The 21,543-nt window shown below is 49.1% G+C and carries 22 protein-coding genes; 15 read left to right on the top strand and 7 right to left on the bottom strand.

The features are described from left to right. Window positions 1-89: 89 nt before the first annotated feature. A complete protein-coding gene (polA, locus tag ACW9SV_RS08085; protein WP_479556228.1) occupies window positions 90-2,960 on the bottom strand; it encodes a DNA polymerase I in 2,871 nt (956 codons plus the stop codon). A 476-nt stretch (window positions 2,961-3,436) separates the two neighbouring features. Here polA and ACW9SV_RS08080 point away from each other — a divergent pair, with 476 nt between their 5' ends. Beyond that, complete coding sequence (locus ACW9SV_RS08080) at window positions 3,437-3,718, top strand: 2TM domain-containing protein (RefSeq protein WP_479556227.1); 282 nt, start codon at window positions 3,437-3,439, stop codon at window positions 3,716-3,718. A 52-nt stretch (window positions 3,719-3,770) separates the two neighbouring features. Continuing rightward, complete coding sequence (gene fbaA / locus ACW9SV_RS08075; RefSeq protein ID WP_479556226.1) at window positions 3,771-4,838, top strand: class II fructose-bisphosphate aldolase; 1,068 nt, start codon at window positions 3,771-3,773, stop codon at window positions 4,836-4,838. Window positions 4,839-5,106: 268 nt separating this feature from the next. Here fbaA and ACW9SV_RS08070 read toward each other — a convergent pair whose 3' ends face one another. The 3 genes from ACW9SV_RS08070 to ACW9SV_RS08060 form a co-directional block, all read right to left on the bottom strand. Further along, on the bottom strand, window positions 5,107-5,895 hold the full coding sequence (locus ACW9SV_RS08070) for a TPM domain-containing protein (RefSeq protein ID WP_479556225.1): 789 nt from the start codon (window positions 5,893-5,895) through the stop codon (window positions 5,107-5,109). Next, a complete protein-coding gene (locus ACW9SV_RS08065; protein ID WP_479556224.1) occupies window positions 5,892-6,356 on the bottom strand; it encodes a TPM domain-containing protein in 465 nt (154 codons plus the stop codon). Before ACW9SV_RS08065 ends, ACW9SV_RS08070 begins: the two co-directional genes overlap by 4 nt. Window positions 6,357-6,493: 137 nt before the next feature. After that, the gene (locus tag ACW9SV_RS08060; protein WP_479556223.1) at window positions 6,494-7,072 is read right to left on the bottom strand and encodes a LemA family protein; all 579 of its coding nucleotides are present in this window, start codon (window positions 7,070-7,072) and stop codon (window positions 6,494-6,496) included. Window positions 7,073-7,394: 322 nt separating this feature from the next. Here ACW9SV_RS08060 and ACW9SV_RS08055 point away from each other — a divergent pair, with 322 nt between their 5' ends. The 5 genes from ACW9SV_RS08055 to ACW9SV_RS08035 all read left to right on the top strand — a co-directional run bounded on the left by ACW9SV_RS08055 (window position 7,395) and on the right by ACW9SV_RS08035 (window position 11,230). Next, window positions 7,395-8,393 carry a sugar phosphate nucleotidyltransferase gene (locus tag ACW9SV_RS08055; protein WP_479556222.1) on the top strand — a complete coding sequence of 333 codons (999 nt, stop codon included), beginning with the start codon at window positions 7,395-7,397 and terminating at the stop codon, window positions 8,391-8,393. Between the two features lie 94 nt (window positions 8,394-8,487). Continuing rightward, entirely contained in the window at window positions 8,488-9,681 is a 1,194-nt protein-coding gene (locus ACW9SV_RS08050) for a hypothetical protein (protein ID WP_479556221.1), read from the top strand. Between the two features lie 17 nt (window positions 9,682-9,698). Beyond that, the gene (locus ACW9SV_RS08045; protein ID WP_479556220.1) at window positions 9,699-10,643 is read left to right on the top strand and encodes an NAD(P)H-dependent flavin oxidoreductase; all 945 of its coding nucleotides are present in this window, start codon (window positions 9,699-9,701) and stop codon (window positions 10,641-10,643) included. A 37-nt stretch (window positions 10,644-10,680) separates the two neighbouring features. Then, a complete protein-coding gene (locus ACW9SV_RS08040; RefSeq protein WP_479556219.1) occupies window positions 10,681-10,923 on the top strand; it encodes a DUF433 domain-containing protein in 243 nt (80 codons plus the stop codon). Further along, on the top strand, window positions 10,907-11,230 hold the full coding sequence (locus tag ACW9SV_RS08035; protein ID WP_479556218.1) for a DUF5615 family PIN-like protein: 324 nt from the start codon (window positions 10,907-10,909) through the stop codon (window positions 11,228-11,230). The genes ACW9SV_RS08040 and ACW9SV_RS08035 overlap by 17 nt, the downstream gene beginning before the upstream one ends. A gap of 414 nt (window positions 11,231-11,644) precedes the next feature. Here the strand turns inward: ACW9SV_RS08035 and ACW9SV_RS08030 are convergent, their stop codons facing one another. Both ACW9SV_RS08030 and ACW9SV_RS08025 read right to left on the bottom strand, forming a co-directional pair. Next, entirely contained in the window at window positions 11,645-12,502 is an 858-nt protein-coding gene (locus ACW9SV_RS08030) for a dioxygenase family protein (RefSeq protein ID WP_479556217.1), read from the bottom strand. Window positions 12,503-12,552: 50 nt separating this feature from the next. Continuing rightward, window positions 12,553-12,981 carry a DoxX family protein gene (locus tag ACW9SV_RS08025; protein ID WP_479556216.1) on the bottom strand — a complete coding sequence of 143 codons (429 nt, stop codon included), beginning with the start codon at window positions 12,979-12,981 and terminating at the stop codon, window positions 12,553-12,555. A 243-nt stretch (window positions 12,982-13,224) separates the two neighbouring features. Between ACW9SV_RS08025 and ACW9SV_RS08020 the strand changes: the two genes are divergently transcribed. The 5 genes from ACW9SV_RS08020 to trxA all read left to right on the top strand — a co-directional run bounded on the left by ACW9SV_RS08020 (window position 13,225) and on the right by trxA (window position 17,349). Further along, window positions 13,225-13,803 carry a Crp/Fnr family transcriptional regulator gene (locus tag ACW9SV_RS08020; protein ID WP_479556215.1) on the top strand — a complete coding sequence of 193 codons (579 nt, stop codon included), beginning with the start codon at window positions 13,225-13,227 and terminating at the stop codon, window positions 13,801-13,803. Window positions 13,804-14,220: 417 nt separating this feature from the next. Beyond that, complete coding sequence (gene ygiD, locus ACW9SV_RS08015) at window positions 14,221-15,051, top strand: 4,5-DOPA-extradiol-dioxygenase (protein ID WP_479556519.1); 831 nt, start codon at window positions 14,221-14,223, stop codon at window positions 15,049-15,051. Between the two features lie 249 nt (window positions 15,052-15,300). Beyond that, window positions 15,301-16,071, top strand: a complete 771-nt coding sequence (locus ACW9SV_RS08010) for a DoxX family membrane protein (protein ID WP_479556214.1) — start codon at window positions 15,301-15,303, stop codon at window positions 16,069-16,071. A 71-nt stretch (window positions 16,072-16,142) separates the two neighbouring features. Next, window positions 16,143-16,952, top strand: coding sequence for an AraC family transcriptional regulator (locus ACW9SV_RS08005; protein WP_479556213.1), 810 nt, complete (start codon window positions 16,143-16,145; stop codon window positions 16,950-16,952). A 76-nt stretch (window positions 16,953-17,028) separates the two neighbouring features. Continuing rightward, a complete protein-coding gene (gene trxA / locus ACW9SV_RS08000; protein ID WP_479556212.1) occupies window positions 17,029-17,349 on the top strand; it encodes a thioredoxin in 321 nt (106 codons plus the stop codon). Between the two features lie 101 nt (window positions 17,350-17,450). Here trxA and ACW9SV_RS07995 read toward each other — a convergent pair whose 3' ends face one another. After that, window positions 17,451-18,716 (bottom strand): exo-beta-N-acetylmuramidase NamZ family protein, encoded by a 1,266-nt coding sequence (locus ACW9SV_RS07995; RefSeq protein WP_479556211.1) that lies wholly within the window; start codon window positions 18,714-18,716, stop codon window positions 17,451-17,453. Between the two features lie 246 nt (window positions 18,717-18,962). Here ACW9SV_RS07995 and ACW9SV_RS07990 point away from each other — a divergent pair, with 246 nt between their 5' ends. From ACW9SV_RS07990 to ACW9SV_RS07980, 3 genes are all read left to right on the top strand, one after another. Beyond that, entirely contained in the window at window positions 18,963-19,913 is a 951-nt protein-coding gene (locus ACW9SV_RS07990) for a hypothetical protein (RefSeq protein WP_479556210.1), read from the top strand. 121 nt (window positions 19,914-20,034) lie between these two features. Next, window positions 20,035-20,553, top strand: coding sequence for a hypothetical protein (locus ACW9SV_RS07985; protein WP_479556209.1), 519 nt, complete (start codon window positions 20,035-20,037; stop codon window positions 20,551-20,553). Next, complete coding sequence (locus tag ACW9SV_RS07980; RefSeq protein ID WP_479556208.1) at window positions 20,529-21,401, top strand: agmatine deiminase family protein; 873 nt, start codon at window positions 20,529-20,531, stop codon at window positions 21,399-21,401. Before ACW9SV_RS07985 ends, ACW9SV_RS07980 begins: the two co-directional genes overlap by 25 nt. Window positions 21,402-21,543 lie beyond the last annotated feature (142 nt).

Genomic DNA, 21,543 nt, shown 5'->3' with positions numbered 1-21,543 from the left:
ATAAACAGAAAAGGGAGCCCGTAAGCTCCCTTTCCTGTTTTAGGTGCTTTTGTTTCTCCCCTGTTTTAGGAAAAACTACCTTAAAACGCTTAGTGCGCCTGCAGCCAGTTCTCGCCGGTGCCCAGGCCTACTTCCATGGGTACGCTCAGTGGGAAAGCGTGCTTCATCAAGTCCTCTATCTTAGGCTGCACCACCGGCAGTTCCTCTTTGAGCACGTCAAACACCAATTCATCGTGTACCTGCAGGATCATGCGGCTGGCCAGTTTCTTTTCGCGCAGCCACTGGTCAATGTTGATCATGGCAATCTTGATGATATCAGCGGCGGTACCCTGGATGGGCGCGTTGATGGCGTTTCGCTCAGCATAACCCCTGATGTTCTGGTTCCGAGAGTTGATGTCCCGCAGGTAACGGCGGCGACCCAGCAGCGTTTCCACAAATTCCTGGTCGCGGGCTTGGTTGATGGCGCTGTCCATGTACTCTTTTACGGCCGGGAACTCCTGAAAGTAGGCTTCAATGATCTCGGCGGCTTCGCGGCGCGGAATAGCCAGACGCTCCGCCAAACCAAAGGCCGAGATACCGTAGATAATCCCGAAGTTGATGGTCTTGGCCTTGCGACGCATGTCAGAGTCCACCTGGTCCACGGGCACGTGGAACACCTTGGCGGCCGTAGAGGCGTGAATGTCCAATCCTTTCTGGAAAGCCTCTTTCATGGTAGCGTCATTGCTGAAGTGCGCCATGATTCGGAGCTCAATCTGCGAGTAGTCGGCAGAGAGCAGCACGTGGTTCTCGTCTCTCGGCACAAATGCTTTGCGTATCTCGCGGCCCTTCTCCGTCCGGATAGGAATGTTCTGAAGGTTGGGGTTCGTAGAACTCAGACGACCAGTAGCAGCCACGGCCTGGTTATAAGATGTGTGCAGGCGATTGTCTTCGTTGCAGACCAAAGCCGGCAGCGCATCTACGTACGTGCTCTTCAGCTTGGTTAACTGGCGGTGATCCAGGATGAGCTGCACAATCTCGTGCTCAAAGGCCAGTTTGGACAAAATCTCTTCACCGGTGGCGTACTGACCGGTTTTGGTTTTTTTGATCTTGTTTCCGCCCAACCCCATGCGGTCAAACAGCACCTCACCTAGCTGCTTAGGGGAGCCGATGTTGAACTCCATGCCCGCCAGATTGAAGATTTTCTGCTCAATTTCCTGGATATCGGTTTGGAGCGCAATGGAAGACTCCGCCAAGGCCTCAGCGTCTATGCTCACACCCTCACGTTCCATGTGGCCCAACACACGTAGGAGCGGATTCTCCACATCATTGAACAAGCGTTTTAGGCCTTGTTTCTCTAAAAGAGGGTCAAAATAGTTCTTGAGCTGCAGGGTAATGTCGGCATCTTCGCAGGCGTATTCGTAAATCTGGAGCGCCGGCAATTTGTCCATGGTGAGCTGGTTTTTGCCTTTGCCCAGCAGCGTCTCTATGGAAATAGGCGTGTAGTGCAGATACGTTTCGGCCAACAGGTCCATGTTGTGACGCATGTCCGGCTCCAGGAGGTAGTGGGCCAACATGGTGTCATAGAGCGGTCCCTGCACATCAATGCCGTAACGTTGCAGCACCACCAGGTCATACTTGATGTTCTGACCTATCTTGGTAATGTTAGGGCTTTCCAGCACCTCTTTGAACTCCTGCACAATCTCGCGGGCGGCACCCTCATCCTTGGGTGGAACCGGAATGTAGTAGGCCTCACCGGGCATGTAGCAGAACGAAATCCCTACCAGACGCGCGGTGATGGCGTCAATGCTGGTGGTCTCGGTGTCAAAGGAAACCTCTTTCTGAAGCTTCAGGTATTTGAGCAATTGCTGACGCTGCTCTGGTGTGGTGAGCAGATGGTATTCGTGCAGCGTGGTGTCAATGGTTTTTCTTAGGCGCGGCGCGTATTCATCGCCCGCGGCAGTAGCGTCTGTGCCTTCTTCCGGAGTGATAGTCTCAGCGGCAGGCATTTCAAACAGCGATGTTTGCCCCATGGGCTTGTCAGATTTGAAGCCTTTGCCCACAGTAGGCTTGTTGCTTACCGGCTTCGGAACGGCGGGCGAGGCAGTTCCTAACACGCGGGTAGCGAGTTGCCGGAACTCCAGTTCATCAAACAGGGCGGCCAGTTTCTCCGTGTCCGGACCATCGTAGCGTAGGCCTTCCTCGTCAAAGTCAATGGGCACGTCCAAGTGAATGGTTGCCAGTTCTTTGGACATGAGTCCCTGCTCGGCGAAATTCACCACGTTCTCTTTCTGCTTGCCTTTGAGTTCGTGCGCGTTGGCAATCAGGTTCTCTACGGAGCCAAAGCGTTGAATCAGCGTTTTAGCGGTCTTTTCGCCAATACCGGGTATTCCGGGGATGTTGTCTACGGCATCACCCTGCAAGCCCAGAATGTCAATTACCTGCTTTACGTCGCTGATTTCCCAGCGCTCCAGCACCTTTGGTTTATCAATGATTTCAATAGCATTGCCCAAAAACGCCGGTTTATAGACAAATACGTGGTCGGTGACCAACTGGTAATAGTCCTTATCAGGCGTCATCATGAAGACATCGTACCCGGCTTTCTCGGCTTTGCAGGAAAGCGTACCAATGATATCATCGGCCTCAAACCCGTCCATCATCATGCCTGGTATCCCGAACGCTTCCACAATCTTTTTCACGTACGGAATGGCGATGGAAATATCCTCAGGCATGGCCTGCCGGTTGGCCTTATATTCCACAAAGGAATCATGGCGGAAGGTCTTGGAAGGCGCATCATAGCACACGCCAATATGGGTGGGTTTCTCGCGATTAAGCAGGTCTACCAAGGTGTTGGTGAAGCCCAGTGCGGCCCCGGTGTTCATGCCTTTGGAGTTGATTCTGGGGTTCTTGCTGAAGGCGAAGTGAGCGCGGTAAATGAGCGCCATAGCGTCTAGCAGAAACAGGCGTTTGTCTGGTGTACTCATAGGAAACGAAGGTACGGGCAAAGCCGCGGCTATGCAATGGTGATACTCTATATAACTGAATCCTCAGCTGAAAGTTATTTCCTCCTAGTATGCATGGTGGGCTCAAGGCCGCGGGGCCTCGTCTTCCGCCTTCGCGCTGTTGTTTTAGCCTTGGCCAGTAGGCCTGCCGCCTGCGCGGCACCAGGTCTAAAAGGCGCTCTGCCGAAAGATGGGAAAAAGGATCTTCAAGCTTGAAGTTCTATAGACAGGAATCCTTGGTAAAAGTGATGGAAATGTGCTTAGACGTTTAGGCTTGTTTGGCAACTGGTTGATGCAGACGGTTTTCAGCCTGTTTTCTAAAAATAAAGTATAAATATTTATTGAGACTGAAAGCGTTGCTTGTACCTGAGGGGATTCTGTGCGATTCTTAGCATTCGAAGTACCCATGTATTCACTTCATGCATTATATTTATGTTTTACTATATACCAACTAAAGCATGGAAGCAGGAAAAGATAAGTTTCTCTGGAAGCTGGCGAAAAAGCGGGTGGCGTTCCGTCGGCATCTCATCACGTTTGCGTTGGTTAATGTAGTAGTATGGGTAGTTTGGTTTCTTACCAAGGAAAAGAACGACACCACTTTTGGGCTGCCTTGGCCCGCCTGGCTGACCTTTGGTTGGGGCATTGGGCTTGTCTTCAATTATTATGATGCCTACCATGGCACACAGGATTACGCCGTGGAACGCGAGTATGAGAAACTAACCCGCAACAAGAATCTTTAGAACTAACCAATTTATTAGTTAGTTTTGCTAGTAGACCAAAACTAGCTAATCCATGCCTAAATTTAGAACTGGGGTTCTGTACGGAGACGAAGTGCAGGACTTATTCAAGTACGCTAACGACAATAACTTTGCCCTGCCAGCGGTAAACGTAATTGGCACCAACTCCATCAATGCGGTGCTTGAGACTGCTAAGGCGGTAAATTCCCCTGTAATTATTCAATTCTCACAAGGCGGTGCGCAGTTCTATGCGGGCAAAAGCCTGAGCAACGAAGGCCAAGCTGCTTCCATTGCCGGTGCTATCTCCGGTGCCCACCACGTACACCAATTAGCCGAAGCCTACGGTGTTACCGTTGTTCTCCACACCGACCACGCCGCTAAGAAACTGTTGCCCTGGATTGACGGTCTTCTGGATGCCGGTGAGAAATTCTATGCCCAGCACGGCAAGCCTTTGTTCAGCTCCCACATGCTGGACCTTTCTGAGGAGCCATTAGAAGAAAACATTGAAATCTCTGCCAAGTACCTGGAGCGCATGTCTAAAATGGGCATGACCATTGAGATTGAGCTTGGAGTTACCGGTGGAGAGGAAGACGGCGTTGACAACTCAGACATAGACAGCACCCACTTATATACTCAACCAGAGCACGTAGCCTATGCTTACGAAGAGCTTGGCAAAATCAGCCATCGCTTTACCGTAGCGGCTGCTTTCGGGAACGTACACGGCGTGTACAAGCCTGGTAACGTAGAGCTTCGCCCTGAGATCCTGAAGAACTCGCAGGATTTTATCCAACAGAAATACGGTACCCAGGCAAACCCGGTGAACTTCGTGTTCCACGGAGGTTCTGGCTCTGAAAAAGAGAAAATCACCGAAGCCATTGAGTACGGTGCCATCAAGATGAACATTGACACTGACATGCAATGGGCGTTCTGGGATGGAATCAAAAACTACTACGAAGGCAAAAGAGACTATCTGCAAGCCCAGATCGGGAACCCAACCGGCGAGGATAGCCCTAACAAAAAGTACTACGACCCACGCATTTGGTTACGCGCCGGCGAAGAGACCTTTGTTACCCGCCTGAAAGAAGCCTTCCAAGACTTGAATTGCATGAACCGTAACGCGTAATCTTACTCGTTCTTCCTATAAAACAGAGAAGCCGATCCAACCAGATCGGCTTCTCTGTTTTATAGAAAACTACAAGCGTTACTTCCTCCCTCCAGATGGAAAATTAACTTCCCTGCATCAGAAAAATCTTGAGCTGCATAGAAGGTTGTTGGGGCTGACAACGACAACCGCGGAAAAGAAAAAGCGTTTTGGGCCTACTTCTATTAAGTTGGGCCCAAAACGCTTTTATGTTTTAATAAGAAGATAACTCTTTGTAATTACATCATCTTTACCAGCTAGAACCAGCCCCGCCGCCACCGAAGCTACCGCCTCCGAAGCCACCGAAACCGCCGCCGTCTCCTCCTCCAAAGCCGCCACCGCCGCCCCCGAAGATGCCGCGTCCGCCGGAGAAGTCCCCGAAGATCACAGGTGGAAAGAACGGCCCACCCAAGGTGCGCATGCCGCCACGCCCACCCCGACCACCGCCGCCGCGACGGCTAATGATGAAGATAAGAATCAGCAAGCCAATGATGATCCACAGGAAAGGAATGCCGCCACCTTCTTCGCTCTGGCGTTGCCGGGGGTCTGCTTTGTATTCGCCGCTGGCCACATCAATGATGAAACTAGTGCCTTTGTCCAGACCTGCGTAGTAGTTGCCTTGCTGGTACTCGGGTTTGATGGTGTACTCAGTGATTCGTTTGGCAATGGCGTCTGGCACCACGCCTTCCATGCCGTAGCCGGTAGCAATAAATACCCGGCGTTCATTTACCGCAGTAAGAATGAGAATACCGTTGTTCTTGCCTTGCTGGCCAATACCCCATTGCTCGGCTAACTTAAAGGCGTAATCTGAGATGTCGTACCCACCAATGGAGGTGATATTGACTACAGCAATCTGTGTGGAGGTGCTGTCATTGTAATTGACCAGTTTTTGTTCCAGCACCTGCTCTTCCTCCGGGGAAAGGATATCAGCTAGGTCATTGACCAGGCGCGGCGGAGAAGGACGCGGCGGAAAATCCTGCGCCAGCCCCAGCCCTGCCCAAAGCCACAATACCCCCAGAAGCCAGATTGATTTTCTCATTTAGTTGAGGTTTCGTCCAGGTTACTACCAAAGGAGATATCATCAGACAGCTCGTTGATATCTTTATGGTCCCCGGCATACGGGAAATAACTTTTAAGCTGATCGCCCGCCATGGTAATACCTTTGCGCAGCCCTTCGGCGTACTTGCCTTCTTTGAAATCGGCTACTACCACTTTGTTAATTTCTACCCAGAAGTCCTTGGGCACTACGGCGTTTATTCCGGCATCGCCTAAGACGGCAAACTTGTGGCTTTTCATGGCTACGTAGAACAGCACGCCGTTGCGCAGCTTGGTCTGGTGCATGTGCAGGTAGGCAAACACCTGGGTGGCCCTGTCTAACACCTCGCCCTCACAGGTGTCTTCTATGTGCACCCGCACCTCGCCGGACGTGTTTCGTTCGGCTTCCTGAATGGCCTGCACAATGATGGCCTCATCTGCTTCGGTGATGGTTTCGCGGGGCATGGTGTGTGAGGTTCTGGGTCTTGAATGGTGAGTCCTGAGTCAATAAGAGAACTTCTGTTTAGGGGCTGTTCTTGTAAAATCAGCCTCTAAACAGAAGTGAAAGCCTTGTTATCTGGTGCGTCCTGCTTGACAGTTGCTTAGAACTGCACCGTTGGGGCGTTCTGGGCACCGGCAGCGGCCTCAAAGTAGCCTTTCTTCTCAAACCCGAACCAACCGGCGAAGAAGTTGCGCGGAAACGCCCGGATATAGGTGTTATAATCCTGCACGGTGGTGTTGAATTTCTGCCGTTCCACTGAGATCCGGTTCTCGGTGCCTTCTAGCTGCGCCTGCAGTTCTAGGAAGTTCTGGTTAGCTTTCAGGTCTGGGTACGCCTCGGCGGTAGCCAATAACCGTGACAACGAACCACTCAACTGGCCCTGCACCTCCTGGAAACGTTGGATGTTCTCGGGCGTCAGTTGGTCGGCGTTCAGTTGGATGCTGGTAGCTTTGGAACGGGCTTCTATTACTTGGGTAAGGGTTTCCTTCTCAAAGTTGGCGGCTCCTTTCACGGTGTTTACCAGGTTAGGCACCAGGTCGGCCCGGCGTTGATAGGAGTTCTGTACCTGCGCCCACTGGCTGGCGACCTGCTCGTCTTTCTGCACCATCTCATTGTATCCGCAGGAACTCTGCGAGGCCAGGATCACAAAGCCGACCAGGTAAAGCAATAGTTTTTTCATAGTTGAAGTAGTTTAATCAGAATAGGTTATAGCGCAATATCCGTATTTATCACTTATAGGCAACCTCTATACGTAACAGAAGAGAAAATGTGCGTTTTAACCGCAGATTCCTGAGAACAGCCCCAGAACAGGAGCACCGTCTTTCTTTCATCCGCCAGAGGAGAGCCTACCTAAAGGTAAGGAGGTTCTACTTAAATATTCAAAAAACACTATAAAGATTTTGTTATCCTATCTCCTGTTAGGCATGTTTCCTGTGCACCTGTTGTGCGTGAAAACCACAAGAATTGCGTAGCTTGTGATGAAAAGCCTTCTTTAACGTAGTATGAAAGCAGTAATTCCGGTGGCTGGGATGGGAGCGCGTTTACGGCCTCACACCCACACCCAACCCAAGGCGCTGGTGCCTATTGCCGGCAAAGCCATTCTGGGCCATATCATTGAACGGCTGCAGGCAGCGGGTATCACGCAGTTTGTTTTGGTAGTGGGGTACCTGGGCGAAAAAATCATGCATTATGTGCAACGCAAATACCCCCATATAGAAGCCGAGTTTGTAGTGCAGCAGCCGCGCGAAGGCTTGGGCCACGCCTTATGGGCCGCCCGCGAGACCTTCCGGAATGAGAAAGACGTGCTCATCCAGCTGGGCGATACCATTGTGGATGTGGACATGCAGCAGTTCTTCGCGGCGGAGCATACCATGCTGGCCGTGAAACCGGTAAAAACACCGACCATGTTCGGCATTGCCGAGACGGACAACGAAGGTTTTATCACCAAAGTGATTGAGAAACCCAAGATCCCTAAATCTAACTTCGCGCTGGTGGGGCTTTACAAGATTGCGAACCCCGCTAAACTTGCCGAGGCCCTGGAGTACATTGTCACCAACGATATCCGGACGCAGAGCGAGCACCACCTCACCGATGCGCTCATGCACATGATTCAGCACGGCGAGAAGATGGTCTCCCACACCGTAGACCATTGGTTTGACTGCGGCCGCAAAGACACCCTGCTGCAAGCCAACGCCACGCTTTTGAACCGCCCAGAATTCAAACGCGCCGAGTACCCCGATTTTCCCAATACCATCATTATTCCGCCGGTGAGCATTGGCAAAGGCGTGCAGATCTCCAATTCCATTGTGGGCCCCAACGTGGCCATCGGGGAGAGCGCCATCCTGAACTACACCATCGTGCGCAACTCCATCATCGGCGGCTACGCCGAGCTGGGCTATGCGGTGCTGGAAGACTCGCTGGTAGGTTCAGATTCCGCGCTGAAAGGCCTGAGCCAACGCCTGAACATTGGCGACAGCACCGAGATTGATTTCAGTCATTGAGGCGCTTAGTATCCTTCAGCGAACATTTACCAGTCTGGGTAGACACAGCTTGCCTTCCCCTAGATTTCTAAAACGTGATATCTGATATAAGAAAATGAACCCCATCACCCTTGCCCAAACCACCCGAGAGTACCGCATGACACTGGGTTGGCGCATCTTTGTTTACCTATTAGCCCCAGTTTTCATTGCATGTGGTGTTTTTTTAGGCATTCTCCCTTTCATTGATGATACGTTGACTCCTGGAGCAGAGTATATTTTCATTCCTATTGGACTCGCCTTCTCCCTTTTGATGGTTTATACTTTGCTAGAGGCACATTATGGCAAGATATTGTTAAGCCGGGGCCGCATAGAGCAGGTGAGCGTATTTGGAAACAAAGTTCTTTTGCTATCCCAGATCAAAGGGTTTGAGGCCGATCAATATTATATCAGGGTCTATCCCGTAGAAAAAGGAAAGCCAACCATTAAAATTGGGGTTGTTGGAATAGAGAGCCAGGAAATTATCCAATGGCTTCAGTTGCGAAAACAAAATCTGGAAGAAGTTACCTACTACCAGGAAGAAGAAGAGTTATTGTCGAACAACGTCTTGGGCGAAACAGAACAGGAAAGGCTTGCCAAACTGGAAGGTACCAGAAAGCTGGCCTCCTGGCTCAATGGAGGGGGATTTGCTATTGTGGGCTGGTTATATTTTTATCCCACCCCTTACAAAGCCGCTATACTGGCTGGTATTCTCTATCCTCTGTTATTAGCCGGTGTGATGCTGTTTTACAAAGGTATTTTCAAGTTAAACACCAAAGACAAAAGTGCCCATCCTTCTTTAACGGCAGGAATAATCATGGTGAGCGCGGCACTAGCAGTACGTGCCCTCATGGACATAGAGCTACTTACCTATGGTCCTATTTTACCTTGGATGGTAGGCGCCACTCTTCTCCTTTATATTCTTCTGGCTGCAGCCACCAAAGAGTTTAACTTCAAAGCCGGGCAGGGCATTGGAATAGCTTTCTTGTTCTTAGGACTGTTAACGTTCTATGGTTATGGCGTAAGCGTGCAGGCAAACTTTCTGCTAGACAATTCCGCCCCTAAGGAATTTGAGGCCCAAGTAACGGACAAACATATCTCCAACGGCAAAACCACCTCTTACTACTTGACACTTGCCCCTTGGGGACCTAGGAAAGAGCCGGAAGACATCACTGTCACGCAGGAGTACTACGAGCAAACTCCCGTTGGAGAAACCATTCCGGTGGTGCTATATTCCGGCGCCTTGGATGTCCCGTACTTGGTGGTTGAATAGATACCTATTGATAGCACATGCAAAATAGAATCACCCAACTCTTCAACATACAATATCCTATTATTCAGGCGGGCATGATTTGGTGCAGCGGCTGGGAACTGGCCTCAGCGGTGAGCAATGCCGGTGGGCTGGGCTTAATTGGCGCTGGCTCCATGTACCCAGATACGTTACGGGAACACATTCAGAAATGCAAAAAGGCGACCGACAAACCCTTTGGCGTGAATGTGCCTTTGCTGTACCCAGACTTGGAAGAGCACTTCAAGATTATCATGGAAGAGAAAGTGCCCGTGGTGGTCACCTCCGCCGGTAACCCGAAGACCTGGACGAAGAAGCTTCAGGACAATGGGGCCAAAGTGGTGCACGTGGTGAGCAACGTGAAGTTCGCCCGCAAGTGCGAGGAGGCTGGGGTAGACGCCATTGTAGCCGAAGGGTTTGAAGCGGGTGGCCACAACGGCCGTGAAGAAACCACCACGTTCTGCCTTATTCCGCTGGTTAGGCAAGCCGTGAACTTGCCGCTGATTGCCGCCGGTGGCATTGCCAACGGAGCCGGTATCTTCGGCGCCTTAGCCTTAGGCGCCGAGGGCGTGCAGGTAGGCAGCCGGTTTGTGGCCAGCGTGGAATCTAGTGCGCATCAGAGTTTCAAAGACCGTGTGGTAGCGGCTCAGGAAGGAGACACTGAACTTTCCCTGAAGCAACTTACGCCGGTTCGCCTGCTCAAAAACAAGTTCTACCAAGACGTGAAAGCAGCTGAGTTACGCGGGGCTTCTAATCTGGAGCTAGTGGAATTGTTAGGATCTCGCCGGGCCAAACGTGGCATGTATGAGGGCGACCTGGAGGAAGGCGAACTAGAGATTGGCCAAGCCGCCGCCATCGTCAACGGCATCAAACCAGCCGGCGATATTCTGCGCGAAATGTGGAAGGAGTTTGAAGCCGCCAAGGCGAGGTTTTGTAGCCAATGGTGAGTTACGCTTCTTCTGCACAATATGCGTATATTTAAGTATGGCGGCTATTAAAGATTATATCACTATTGATCAAGAAATCCTGGCAGGGCAACCAGTCTTCAAAGGAACCCGGGTTCCAATTGAAACTCTGTTTGCCCATTTGGAAAAAGGAATTTCCCTAGATGAATTTTTAGAAGACTTTCCCACAGTACATAGAGAGCATGCCGTTGGCGTTTTGGGAATAGCAGAAAAACTAGTAACCTCTAAGAATATTGAGCAGCTATATGAAACTGCTGCTTGACGAGAATTTGCCTAAACGCCTTAAAACTGATTTTGCGGAACATGAAACCTACACTGTTCGAGACAAAGGCTGGAATGGAAAGAAGAATGGAGAGCTAATGCAGTTACTCCTTGCTGAAAATTTTGATGCCCTGCTTACTTTTGATAAGAACCTTCAGTTTCAGCAAAACTTTAAGAAGTATTCTGTTCCAGTCCTTGTGTTGGTTGCTTCAGATAATACCTATATGACATTAAGTACGACGGTTCCCGCCATCAGAGAAGCTCTAGCTCGTCCTCTAAGCCCCGGTCCAACTGTGATTTCTATTTAATTTTTCTCCAAACTTTTCTCTCAGCTGCCCCCAATCATTACAATAGGTAGATAAGCACCCTACAGAAAACACTGAAGTTAGCAGTATCTAAAACAGAAATTCCAACTGATGAAAGAGGTCTCTGTTGTGTCCTTTCTATCAGTTTATCAGACTGAATTTCTATAACCTGATTGAAAGTATTAGCTGAGGTTACAATTGTTTTTGGTGATAACGGCCAGTAAACGAACAAACCGGCCGTTATAACCAAAACTTGATTACTACTACTCTATGGGTTCTTTATAGTGTTTTTGAGGCTTCTTTGACAATAGCGCTTTACTGTTAAAGTTGATGTGAAACATTAAATAGGTTTATTATTTGTGATAGCAACATCCCAGCCGGACTTAGTTGGTTTATGATACTCTTGAGGTTTATTCCTTACGTATTATTCTCAATGAGAAAGCTTCGTTCACTGAAGGCCGGAATGGTGACAGCCTCCTCGTAAAAGTGTTTCAGCTCGTCTTTGCTGTCCATTAAGCCTAAGCTGTAAAGCACTGGTACATAATGGTCAGGGGTTGGGGAAGCTACCTTGCCGAGCTTGTGGCTGGTTTCGTACTGAATGAGGTTGCTGAAATTTCGCTCGTCCAATTGCTTCTTAAGCCAATGGTCGTAATCTGCCTCCCAGCCAAAGGGTGTCAGGTCCCCGCTCCGAAACTTCTGACCGGCCAGGCTTAGGTTATGAATAAGAGAACCGCTGCCAATGATGAGCACACCCTTTTCCCGTAGCAACTTCAACTGCTTCCCCAGCTCATAATGGTACTCTGGCTTGGCATGGTAGTCAATGCTCATCTGGAACACCGGTATATTAGCCTGCGGGAACAAGTGCATAAGCATAGGCCAGGCACCATGGTCCAGACCCCACTCAGGAGTTTCCTGCACCGAGGGAATGATTTTCTTCACTTCTTGGGCAATGGTGGGTGCTCCTTTGGCTTGGTACTTCACCTCGTAGTACTCCTTCGGGAACCCGTAGTAGTCGTATATCTGGGTTTGCTCAGGGGAGATGTTCACAAACGTACCCTTCGTGCACCAATGCGCAGATACAATCAAGGCAGCCTTTACCTCGTACTTGTTCTGCAGCTGCAAGCCCAGCTCGTATAGGTTATTCCAGAAAGGTTTCTCCTCTTTGGTAAGCGGGATATCCAAGGGGCTGCCGTGCGAGGTAAACAGCACGGGCATCTTCCTGCTTTGCGTGGGAAGTGAATCAGTGAAGCTTTTGAAACTACTCAATGAACTCATGGCGGAAAAAGCGACTAGTGTTTTTAAAAATTGATTCCGGTCCACCTTAATTAGGCTCTAGGTTGGATAGGGGCTTTCTTGAACCGTCCCCAGGCAACAAAGCCAGCCAACAAGATCAGGACAACGTTCATCCCGATGGCGGAGAACTCGCCTCTTGAGGCGTGAAAGAGAGAGGCAAGAACCATCACGGCCACAAGGCCCAAGGCCGCCCAGGCGGTAAGGAAAGGTTTAATGCGGAGCAATGCAGGGAGTATTAAGCCTAGCCCTCCCAGTACCTCGCTTACTCCAATGAACCTCACCAGTCCTTCTGGCACTTGGCTGGCCCAAGGCAGCATCTGCGAGAGTTGGTCAATAGGCTGGGCTACTTTCATGAAGCCCGACATCAGGAACATGCCGGCCAGAAGTACCTGCGCTATCCAAAGGGTGATGTTCAATGCTTTTGAAGAACTTTTCTGGGTTGTTAAACTGTGCGTTGTCATATTGTTCAGGTTTTTGGTTTTGGATTTCTTTTATTGTGACACAAAGTTGGGGAGAATCTGAGGGGTACGCCTTGATGTATGTTAAGAAAACAAAAGGCTGGCCTATAAAGGGGGAATCAGTATTCTGCTTAAACAGAGCGATTACTATATGATTTTTGGCAACAGGCACCTATGGTGAAAGTTTCCGACTCCTTTGAGTACCCCTGGCTTTAACTAGTTAACACCCTATACACCTTTCTAAAAATGGTAGAAGCCTTCTTTGATTATTTGCGTTCTAAGCTGGCTATCAATGAGCAATTGCTTTCTCAACTGAAGCCTCACCTGAAAACACGGCGCGTGGAGAAGGGACAAATACTGCTCCGGGTAGGGGAAGTTTGCCAGTATGGTAGTTTTGTGCTTAAAGGATGTTTGCGGAGCTATGTCATTGACGCAAAGGGAAAAGAACACATCATCCAGTTCGCGCCCGAAAACTGGTGGATAGCCGAACAAATCAGTTTATTCAAGAAGGAACCCGCCATCTTTTACATTGATGCCATTGAAGCGACAGACCTGGTAGCCATAGATCCTTTCTTTTTTGACGAGTTAAACCAGGTAGCCCCAAACATGCCTCAGATGATGAGTGGCTTACAGCTAAATAGCCTTCGTTCTTTTCAGAGACGGCTCATCAGCCACCTGAGTGAAACCGGGGAACAGCGGTACCTGGGCTTTATTGAGACGTATCCGTCTTTGGCTCTGCGTTTGCCGCTTTGGATGATTGCCTCTTATCTGGGGCTGACTCCCGAATCTCTGAGCCGTATCCGGAAAGAGTTGCTTGATAAGTGATGGTAAACAGATACAACTATGTTTTAGGAGTACTTCTTAGGCAGTTTATCTATTATGAATAAAGTAGCATTAGGCAGAAAATCCCTGCCTGTTAAAAAGAGGAATGTTTGACAAGCGCTTTTTATCTGTTTGTTTAAAGCAAGAGTTCTACTTATTACATGTACATGTGCAGCGAGTTAATCTGAGTTCTACAGCACCATCAAATCTGCAGAGCTAAAGCTGTACCAACAACCTATTTCTTAAGTAACTATTCTTTTCAACTGCGGTGCACACAATCTTTGCTTAGTGAACCAGAGGTGGCAGCAGTTATGTTTACTAGATACCTGCTTTAAGCGGTTCACCCGTTTTTCACGCACAAAAATTACATCCGTGGAAAGAAGAACCTTTATCAAATCAGTAGCAGGAGGAGCAATAGCGATGACTACTTTAAGTGCATTCAGAAAATTTACTGAGGATTTAACGCCTCAAGACTATACCATGCCGGTGCTCTTCATTGGGCACGGCTCGCCTATGAACGGCATTGAAGACAACGAATTCAGCCAGCGGTGGAAGAAATTGGCGCAGGAAATACCTACGCCTAAAGCGGTGCTGGTCGTGTCGGCGCACTGGTTTACCAAGGGCACCAAGATCACGGCCATGGACTTCCCGCAGACCATCCATGACTTTGGCGGCTTTCCGAAAGAGCTGTTTGCGGTGCAGTACCCCTCGCCCGGAGATGCCGCTTTGGCGAAGGAAACGGCTTCTTTGATCACCGCCACGCCCGTAGAACTGGACCACGACTGGGGACTGGACCACGGCACCTGGACCATCATCCGGCACATGTACCCTGAGGCCAACGTTCCGGTGCTGCAACTCAGCATTGACTACACCAAAGGGCCGCAGTATCACTATGATCTGGCCAAGGAACTGACGGCTTTGCGCAAGAAAGGCGTATTGATTGTGGGCAGCGGCAACATGGTGCATAACCTGCGCATGATCAGTTGGAGCATGATCAACGGCGGCGGCTATGACTGGACCCACACCATCAATGAGAAATTCAAAGACCTCATCCTGAACCGTGATCATCAGCCGCTCATCAACTACCAGACTTTGGGCAAAGAAGCCCTCATGGCCATCCCTACAGTGGAGCATTATCTGCCGCTGCTCTACACACTGGGCTTACAAGGCAAAGACGAGGAAACATCGTTCTTCAACGATAAAATGGTGGGCGGGTCTTTGACCATGACCTCGGTGAAAATAGGCGCTTAGGCGTTTCTACTATTATTTTCTAAAAAGAGGTCGAAGCGATTTCGGCCTCTTTTTGTTTAAACGCCTTCTAAACGTATAGACCCCACCTCCATTTTACTGAGGTTCAGGTGAGAAGCCGGAGTTTGTCTAGATGATGTGGCGGTTGGTCTAAAAGATTTTCAGAGGAGGAAGAAGCTTCTTTACTTGTGGTCATCAACGGAGCGGCTTTGGGTGAAGTGGCTCTGTTCAGGTTCTAACAATTGAAAGGCCATGGTCAAAAACAAAGACTTCCTCGTACTCCTTATCCGTCTGTTTTTGGGGTACATCTTCTTTTCGGCGGGTATTTGCAAACTCACGCATGGGCAGTTTGGGCAACTGATTGGCCCACCCTGGTTGGAAGAGGCTCTTGCAAAGCATGGCTTGGGGTTGTTTGCGCAGGTGGTGGCGGGCTGCCAAGTCATTTGCGGGGCTTTGCTGTTTACGCAGCGGTTCAGCACATTGGGCGCCATTATGCTGGTGCCCATGAATGTGTCCATTCTGGCCGTCACTGTCTCGCAGAACTGGACAGGCACACCCTATGTCAATGCCGTCTTCCTGCTGCTGAACGTGATGTTGCTGCTGTATGAATACAAGCGGTTCCTGTTTCTGTTTTCTCCTTCGGCCCACCCGATGGTCAACTCTTCTCCTTTAGAGGCTTTCCGAAGCGGTAGACTGCCGTGGCTTGTCTTGACACTGGCTTTGCTGACCATGGCCGCGGCGCCTTTCAACATGGTGCTCACCAACACCTTCGGGATGCTGACCTTTCTAGCGACTGGTGCCTGCGTGCTGCTTCCCGCTTTCCTCAACACTTTGCAGAAGGTAATCATTGGTCAGGCAGTGGGCAATATGCTGCTGGTGACGCTTTGGTTTAAACTCCCTAATGTTCCCTTAATGCTGGCGGCCAGTTGTGGAGTTTTGTTTCTGTTGTTGCTGCTCAGTTTGTGGCTGAATTCCAGGAAAACGGCTCCTATACCCACGCAACCTTCGCTGGTATCCCTGTAGCCGAAGTCTGGAAGAATTTTTACTTTAGCAGGGCAGATTTCCTACACCTGTTGTCCCAAATTCTTTCAGGCATGGCGCATACCACTTCTTACCAACAGATTCCGCCGCCACCGCATTTGGCGGAGTACGTGCGCTATTTCTGGATAGCCGAGGGGCAGGATATCTCCGCACCCTACCACTTTAGCTCCGTGGCGAATGGGTGTGCACAGCTTACCTTCCACTTCAAGGGAGCCTTTGTTTCTCCGTCTTCAGATCAAGCCGTGCCGGAGTTCAACCTGCTTGGCCCCACCAGTAAACCCACCACCCTGGTGACGCAGGAAAGTTTCGGGATATTAGGCGCGGCCTTGTACCCGTACACGGCCAGCCTGCTGTTCAGAACCTCGGGGCAAGAGGTAAAGGACCAAGTAACGCCAGTACAGGAAGTATTCGGAAGTAGCCTTAGAGACTTAGAACCCCAGATTACCAATGCCTCTACAAATGCAGAGCGGTTGGAACTGCTGATTCACTTCTTAACCGAGCACCTCGTTCAGAAGAACAACCCTGACACCTCGCTCCAGCAGTTGATTAAAGCCGATATTGATGCCGGGCAGCAACCCGATGTAGAGAAGATCTTTGAACAGATGCACACCTCCCGCCGACAGTTTGAACGGCGTTTCAAGCACCTGTTGGGCTTCAGTCCGCGCGAATACGCTAAAATCCAGCGGTTCCGGTATGCCCTGCAACAGTACAAGCAGCAGCCCACACAAAGCTTTACCCAATTAGCCCTCTCCAGCGGCTACTATGACCAGGCCCACTTCAACCGTGATTTCAAGGAGCTTTCCGGAGTAACGCCTCGCACCTTTTTCTCCGAAGACCCGCAAGACCCGGGCCTCCGCATCTAATCGCAGAATGTCGTTCTGATACAATCCTGAGCACACCGCCGCGGCTACTTTTGCCTTGTACTTAAACAAAAGCAAAATGGTAAAAGCAGTTCATTTCTCAGACGCCACCTTTGAAGAGTTTCTTCAATCTGATAAACCTGTGTTGGTAGATTTCTGGGCCGAGTGGTGCGGTCCTTGCCGCATGGTCAGTCCGTTGGTGGAGGAATTAGCGAAGGAATACGAGGGCAAAGCCATCATCGGCAAGCTGGATGTGGATAGTAACCCGGTCATCTCCGCTAAATACGGCATCCGGAGCATGCCTACCATCCTGGTCATCAAAAACGGACAAGTGGTGGAAAAACAGGTAGGTGCAGTTCCCAAGAAGGTGCTGGAGCAAAAGCTGACCGCGCACTTGTAGAGATTTACTTAATCTAAAAAAGAAAAGAGGCCGGAGCATTTCCGGCCTCTTTTGGTAAAAACGGGTTTAAAACAGAAGCATTTCTGCTTCTAGTTTTTCTCTCACGGATACAGCAGGTACTTCTTCCGCATCTCCTTATAGGCTTTTAAGCCGGGCTCCCAGGTTTCCCTGATTTTAGCTTCAGACCAGCCTTCTTCTATCTGTTTCCGGAAATCGGCTACGCCGGCTAGTCGTTCAATCACGCCCATCTGCTTGCTATAGGAAGAGTCAAAGAACCGCGCTTTCTCTGGATAGGCTTTGTACAGTTCTATCATCCAGCTCAGGTTGATCTGGCGTTTTTTTCTTAGTTGCTCTACATCGTATTTCCGAAGATCTAAGCCATAGCAAACCTCGTTCATGTGCAGCGGCGTTTCACTCATGCCCTTGATGCTGATTGGCGTGAAAGTGAAATCGTATTTGCCTTTTAAAGCTGGTGCGCCTAAAACGGTGAAGGGCATTTGCGTGCCGCGTCCCTGACTGATGATGGTTCCTTCAAACAGACATAAGCTGGGGTATAGCATCACACTTTGCGCAGTATTCAGGTTAGGCGAGGGGTTTACGGGCAGCACATACGGCATGTCATGGTGGTAATTGGCCAGTTTGATGATGTTGAGTTTGTTCAGTTTCAGGCCTTTCTCCATCCAGCCTTCGCCGTTCACCATCTGGGCAAACTCGCCTACCGTAAGCCCGTGCGCTATAGGAATAGGAAACTGCCCGATGCCTGATTTGTACTTCATGTCCAGAATAGGTCCGTCAATCATGTACGCGTGCGGGTTGGGGCGGTCTAGTACCATCAGTTCCACGCTGTGCTCAGCGGCAGACTCCATCACATCACGCAGGGTGTTGATGTTGGTGTAGAAGCGAACGCCTACGTCCTGGATGTCATAGATGAGCACATCCACACCGGCTAGGTCTTCTTTGCTGGGCTTCCGCTTTTTGCCGTATAGAGAGATGATGGGTATACCGGTTTTGGCGTCTACCTCATCGTCTACCTTCGCGCCGTTGCTGGCATTGCCCCGGAACCCGTGCTCCGGCCCAAACACCTTCACAATCTGAATCCCTGAGGCTAATAAACTATCTACACTGGGCTTTCCCCCGATGGTGGAAGACTGGTTCACCACCATGGCTACTTTCTTGCCTTTCAGGTAGGGCACATATTTCTCCGTTTGGTCAGCACCCGTCATCAAAGCTTTGCCGGGTTTGGCCGAGGTTGCTTTACTTTGGGCGGAAGAAGTAGCGGCAGTATTAGTAGATTTAGAACAGGAAGAGCAGCCTAACACCAAGGTGAGCAGGCCTATGGAAAGGTACGATAACAAAGAGTTGGTCATAGTCTGGGAGAAAACCTGAAATTATGATGCAAGATGAAGCATTGGATTCAAAGTACCAATGTAATTGACGCAAGGGCTAGATAGAAACCTTTTTTAGCAGGTAAAAGGCTTGGGCGGCATTTGGTTTAAGCAATGATTTTAACCTGTTTTGTTGAAAGTAGCCTGTTAACTGGGTTGCTGAGCTCAAGTATTTTGTATATTGAACCACCACCTCTTAGTGGCATAGAAACATATTTATGTAAGTCTATGAAGAAAATGTACCTTCTGCCCATCTTTGCCGTCCTTTTTACGATTGCTTGCCAGCAAAAAGCCAATCTGCAAGTAAGTGGGGTAAGCACAGTTCTTCTGTCTCTGGTCCAGCAAATAAAGCCTAACCACTCTCCCCTTGTAGAGTACCAGGAGTTTGTCTCTCATCTAGACAGTACCGAGGTAGAGAATGTCTCAGAGGCCGCCGAAGAATATGCCTCTCTGTTCAAAGGAAAACCTACGGCACTGGCAGATTCTGCCTACGCAGTTTTTGAGCAGTTTTATCAAAAGGTAGACAGAAACCTCAACAAGAACCACCGCAGCCACGCAACAAGTTTCACCACATTAGTGGCTTCTGAGAGCTCTAATTCTTCCCAAAGCACGCAGAAGCAGCAGGCCTCCAACCAAACTCTGCAAGCCAACGGTTTTGAAATTGCCCCAGCAGAAAACGGTACTTACTTAAAACAGCATCGCGAGTTTATAGCCACTCACTTCTACACCTTCCTCAGCCCTAGCCTGAAAGAGTACCTGGAGCAGGTAAACAAAGAAACCAAAATAGGCTTTGCTGATGTAGGCGGCCTCGCGATTGTAGAAGAAGAATTGGTGAGCCGAGTGATCTGGTGGGAAAACTTTGTAAACCGAAATCCTTCCTTTATCTACGCTCAGGAAAGCAAGGCCAAAAAGAAATACTACTACACCGTGTTGCTGGAAGGCCTTGTAAACACCCCCGTTCTTTCCTTGGAAAGGAGGAATAAAATAGACACCTACTTCGCCGTGGCCTATCAGGAATTACACAAATGTGCCCCTCAATCTGAGGCAAACAAGTTGGTGCAGCCCTACTTCAAAGCCCTCTTACGACCTGATAAGACCCAGGCCAATGCTCTTCTAAGAAAATACAAAGAGGCTGGGATAATTATTAATGCTTCTGAGCAGAAGTTACAGGCTATGTAAAATCAGGCTAGTGGCGCAGTTCCTTCTCAATTGTTTGGTCTGGCAACAGATTAACGCAATCCCTAGGCATTTTTGTTTTGCAGAGCCTACTTATATAAGAAACTTCATATATTAACCATTGATGGGAGATGCACTTAAGCAAGCTACAGCCTCAATGGAAGAAACAACAGAACAAAAATTCTTACGACTTGCAGTAGTTGAACAAGTTAAATACCACGAAATAGCCGAGAAGCACGATATTCCACTGGCTGACTGCAGAAGGTTCTGGAATGAATTGAAAATTGAGCGGGAAAAATTAGCTTCTACATTGGCAGTATGGAAATCTAAATCTCTCAAGGGAGACATGGATTTCCATGAGTTTGATAAATGGTATAATACTCCAAAGCAATGCCACTATTGCGAAATCTCCCAAGAACAGATGGATTCCTTGTGGCGGCGAAATCAGCAGTTAACGAAACGTAGTAGAGGGAGAAAATTTGAAATTGATCGGAAAAGGCCTAATGCTCCTTACACGCTAGACAACATCGTTTGCGCCTGTTATTGGTGCAACAACGCTAAAACAGATACCTTCACAGAAGAAGAATTCAAGCAGATTGGCCAATCGATAAAAGCAGTTTGGCAGAAGCGGTTAGCCGAATGATTACAGACCAGGAAACCAATTTTGTCTATCTCTCTTCCTTGCTTGCTACTGAAGAAAAATACAGACCTTTCTGGCTCCGGTTAAAAAGTATTTTAGACAAAAAAGGTATTAGCTACGACCTTTTACATGGTACCAAGGACATCTGGTGCCGAGATTACATGCCAGTGCAGGTATCAAAAGGGGAATTGGTACAGTTCACCTATCATCCAAGTTACTTGGATAATGACAGATACCGCCATACCAGAACGAATCCTACCGAGGTATCTTTTGCCTGGAATACAACAATCGGATCTTCAGACCTGAATTTGGATGGCGGCAATGTGGTGAAGGCAAAAAGCAAAGCCATTGTCACAGAAAGGGTATTCACAGAAAACAGCCACTTATCCAAAGAGGTAGTTAAAGCAGCTTTGCAAACTGAACTCCAAGTAGCAGAACTCTACATTATACCTAGTCAACCCGATGACTTCACTGGCCATGCAGATGGTATGGTTCGGTTTCTGGACGATAATCGTTTGCTGGTGAATGATTTCAGTCAGGAAAGCCTCAGTTGGCAAAAGCGTCTTACCAGAGCTCTAAAAAACACAGGTTTGGAGATCATCTCCTTTCCCTACTTCCCATCAGACGAGAAAAATGATGAAGGAGATTTTACTGCCATAGGTTGTTACATCAACTTCGCACAAGTGGGTAATATTATTCTACTTCCTTTCTTTGGTCTACCAGAGGACGAGATTGTACTAGCGAAGGTGAAGAAGCTTTACCCTGATTGCATTATTCACCCTATTCTATCAAATGGAATCGCTTATCATGGAGGTGTTCTGAACTGTGCCACTTGGAATGTTAAACTCTGATCATTTCTTCCTTTCCCTCTAATCTTGGAAAGATCTTGTGGGCAAACTAGAAAAGCTTTGGAACAACATTATTACAGCTTGCTCACAAGGTCCTTTCAAGATGACAAAGGAGGTGGGGAGGAGCCTAAAACAAAGAGGCCGG

It is taken from the genome of Rufibacter sp. JT20002 (genome assembly GCF_056491185.1).
This window is presented reverse-complemented; position numbering and strand designations above follow the sequence as displayed.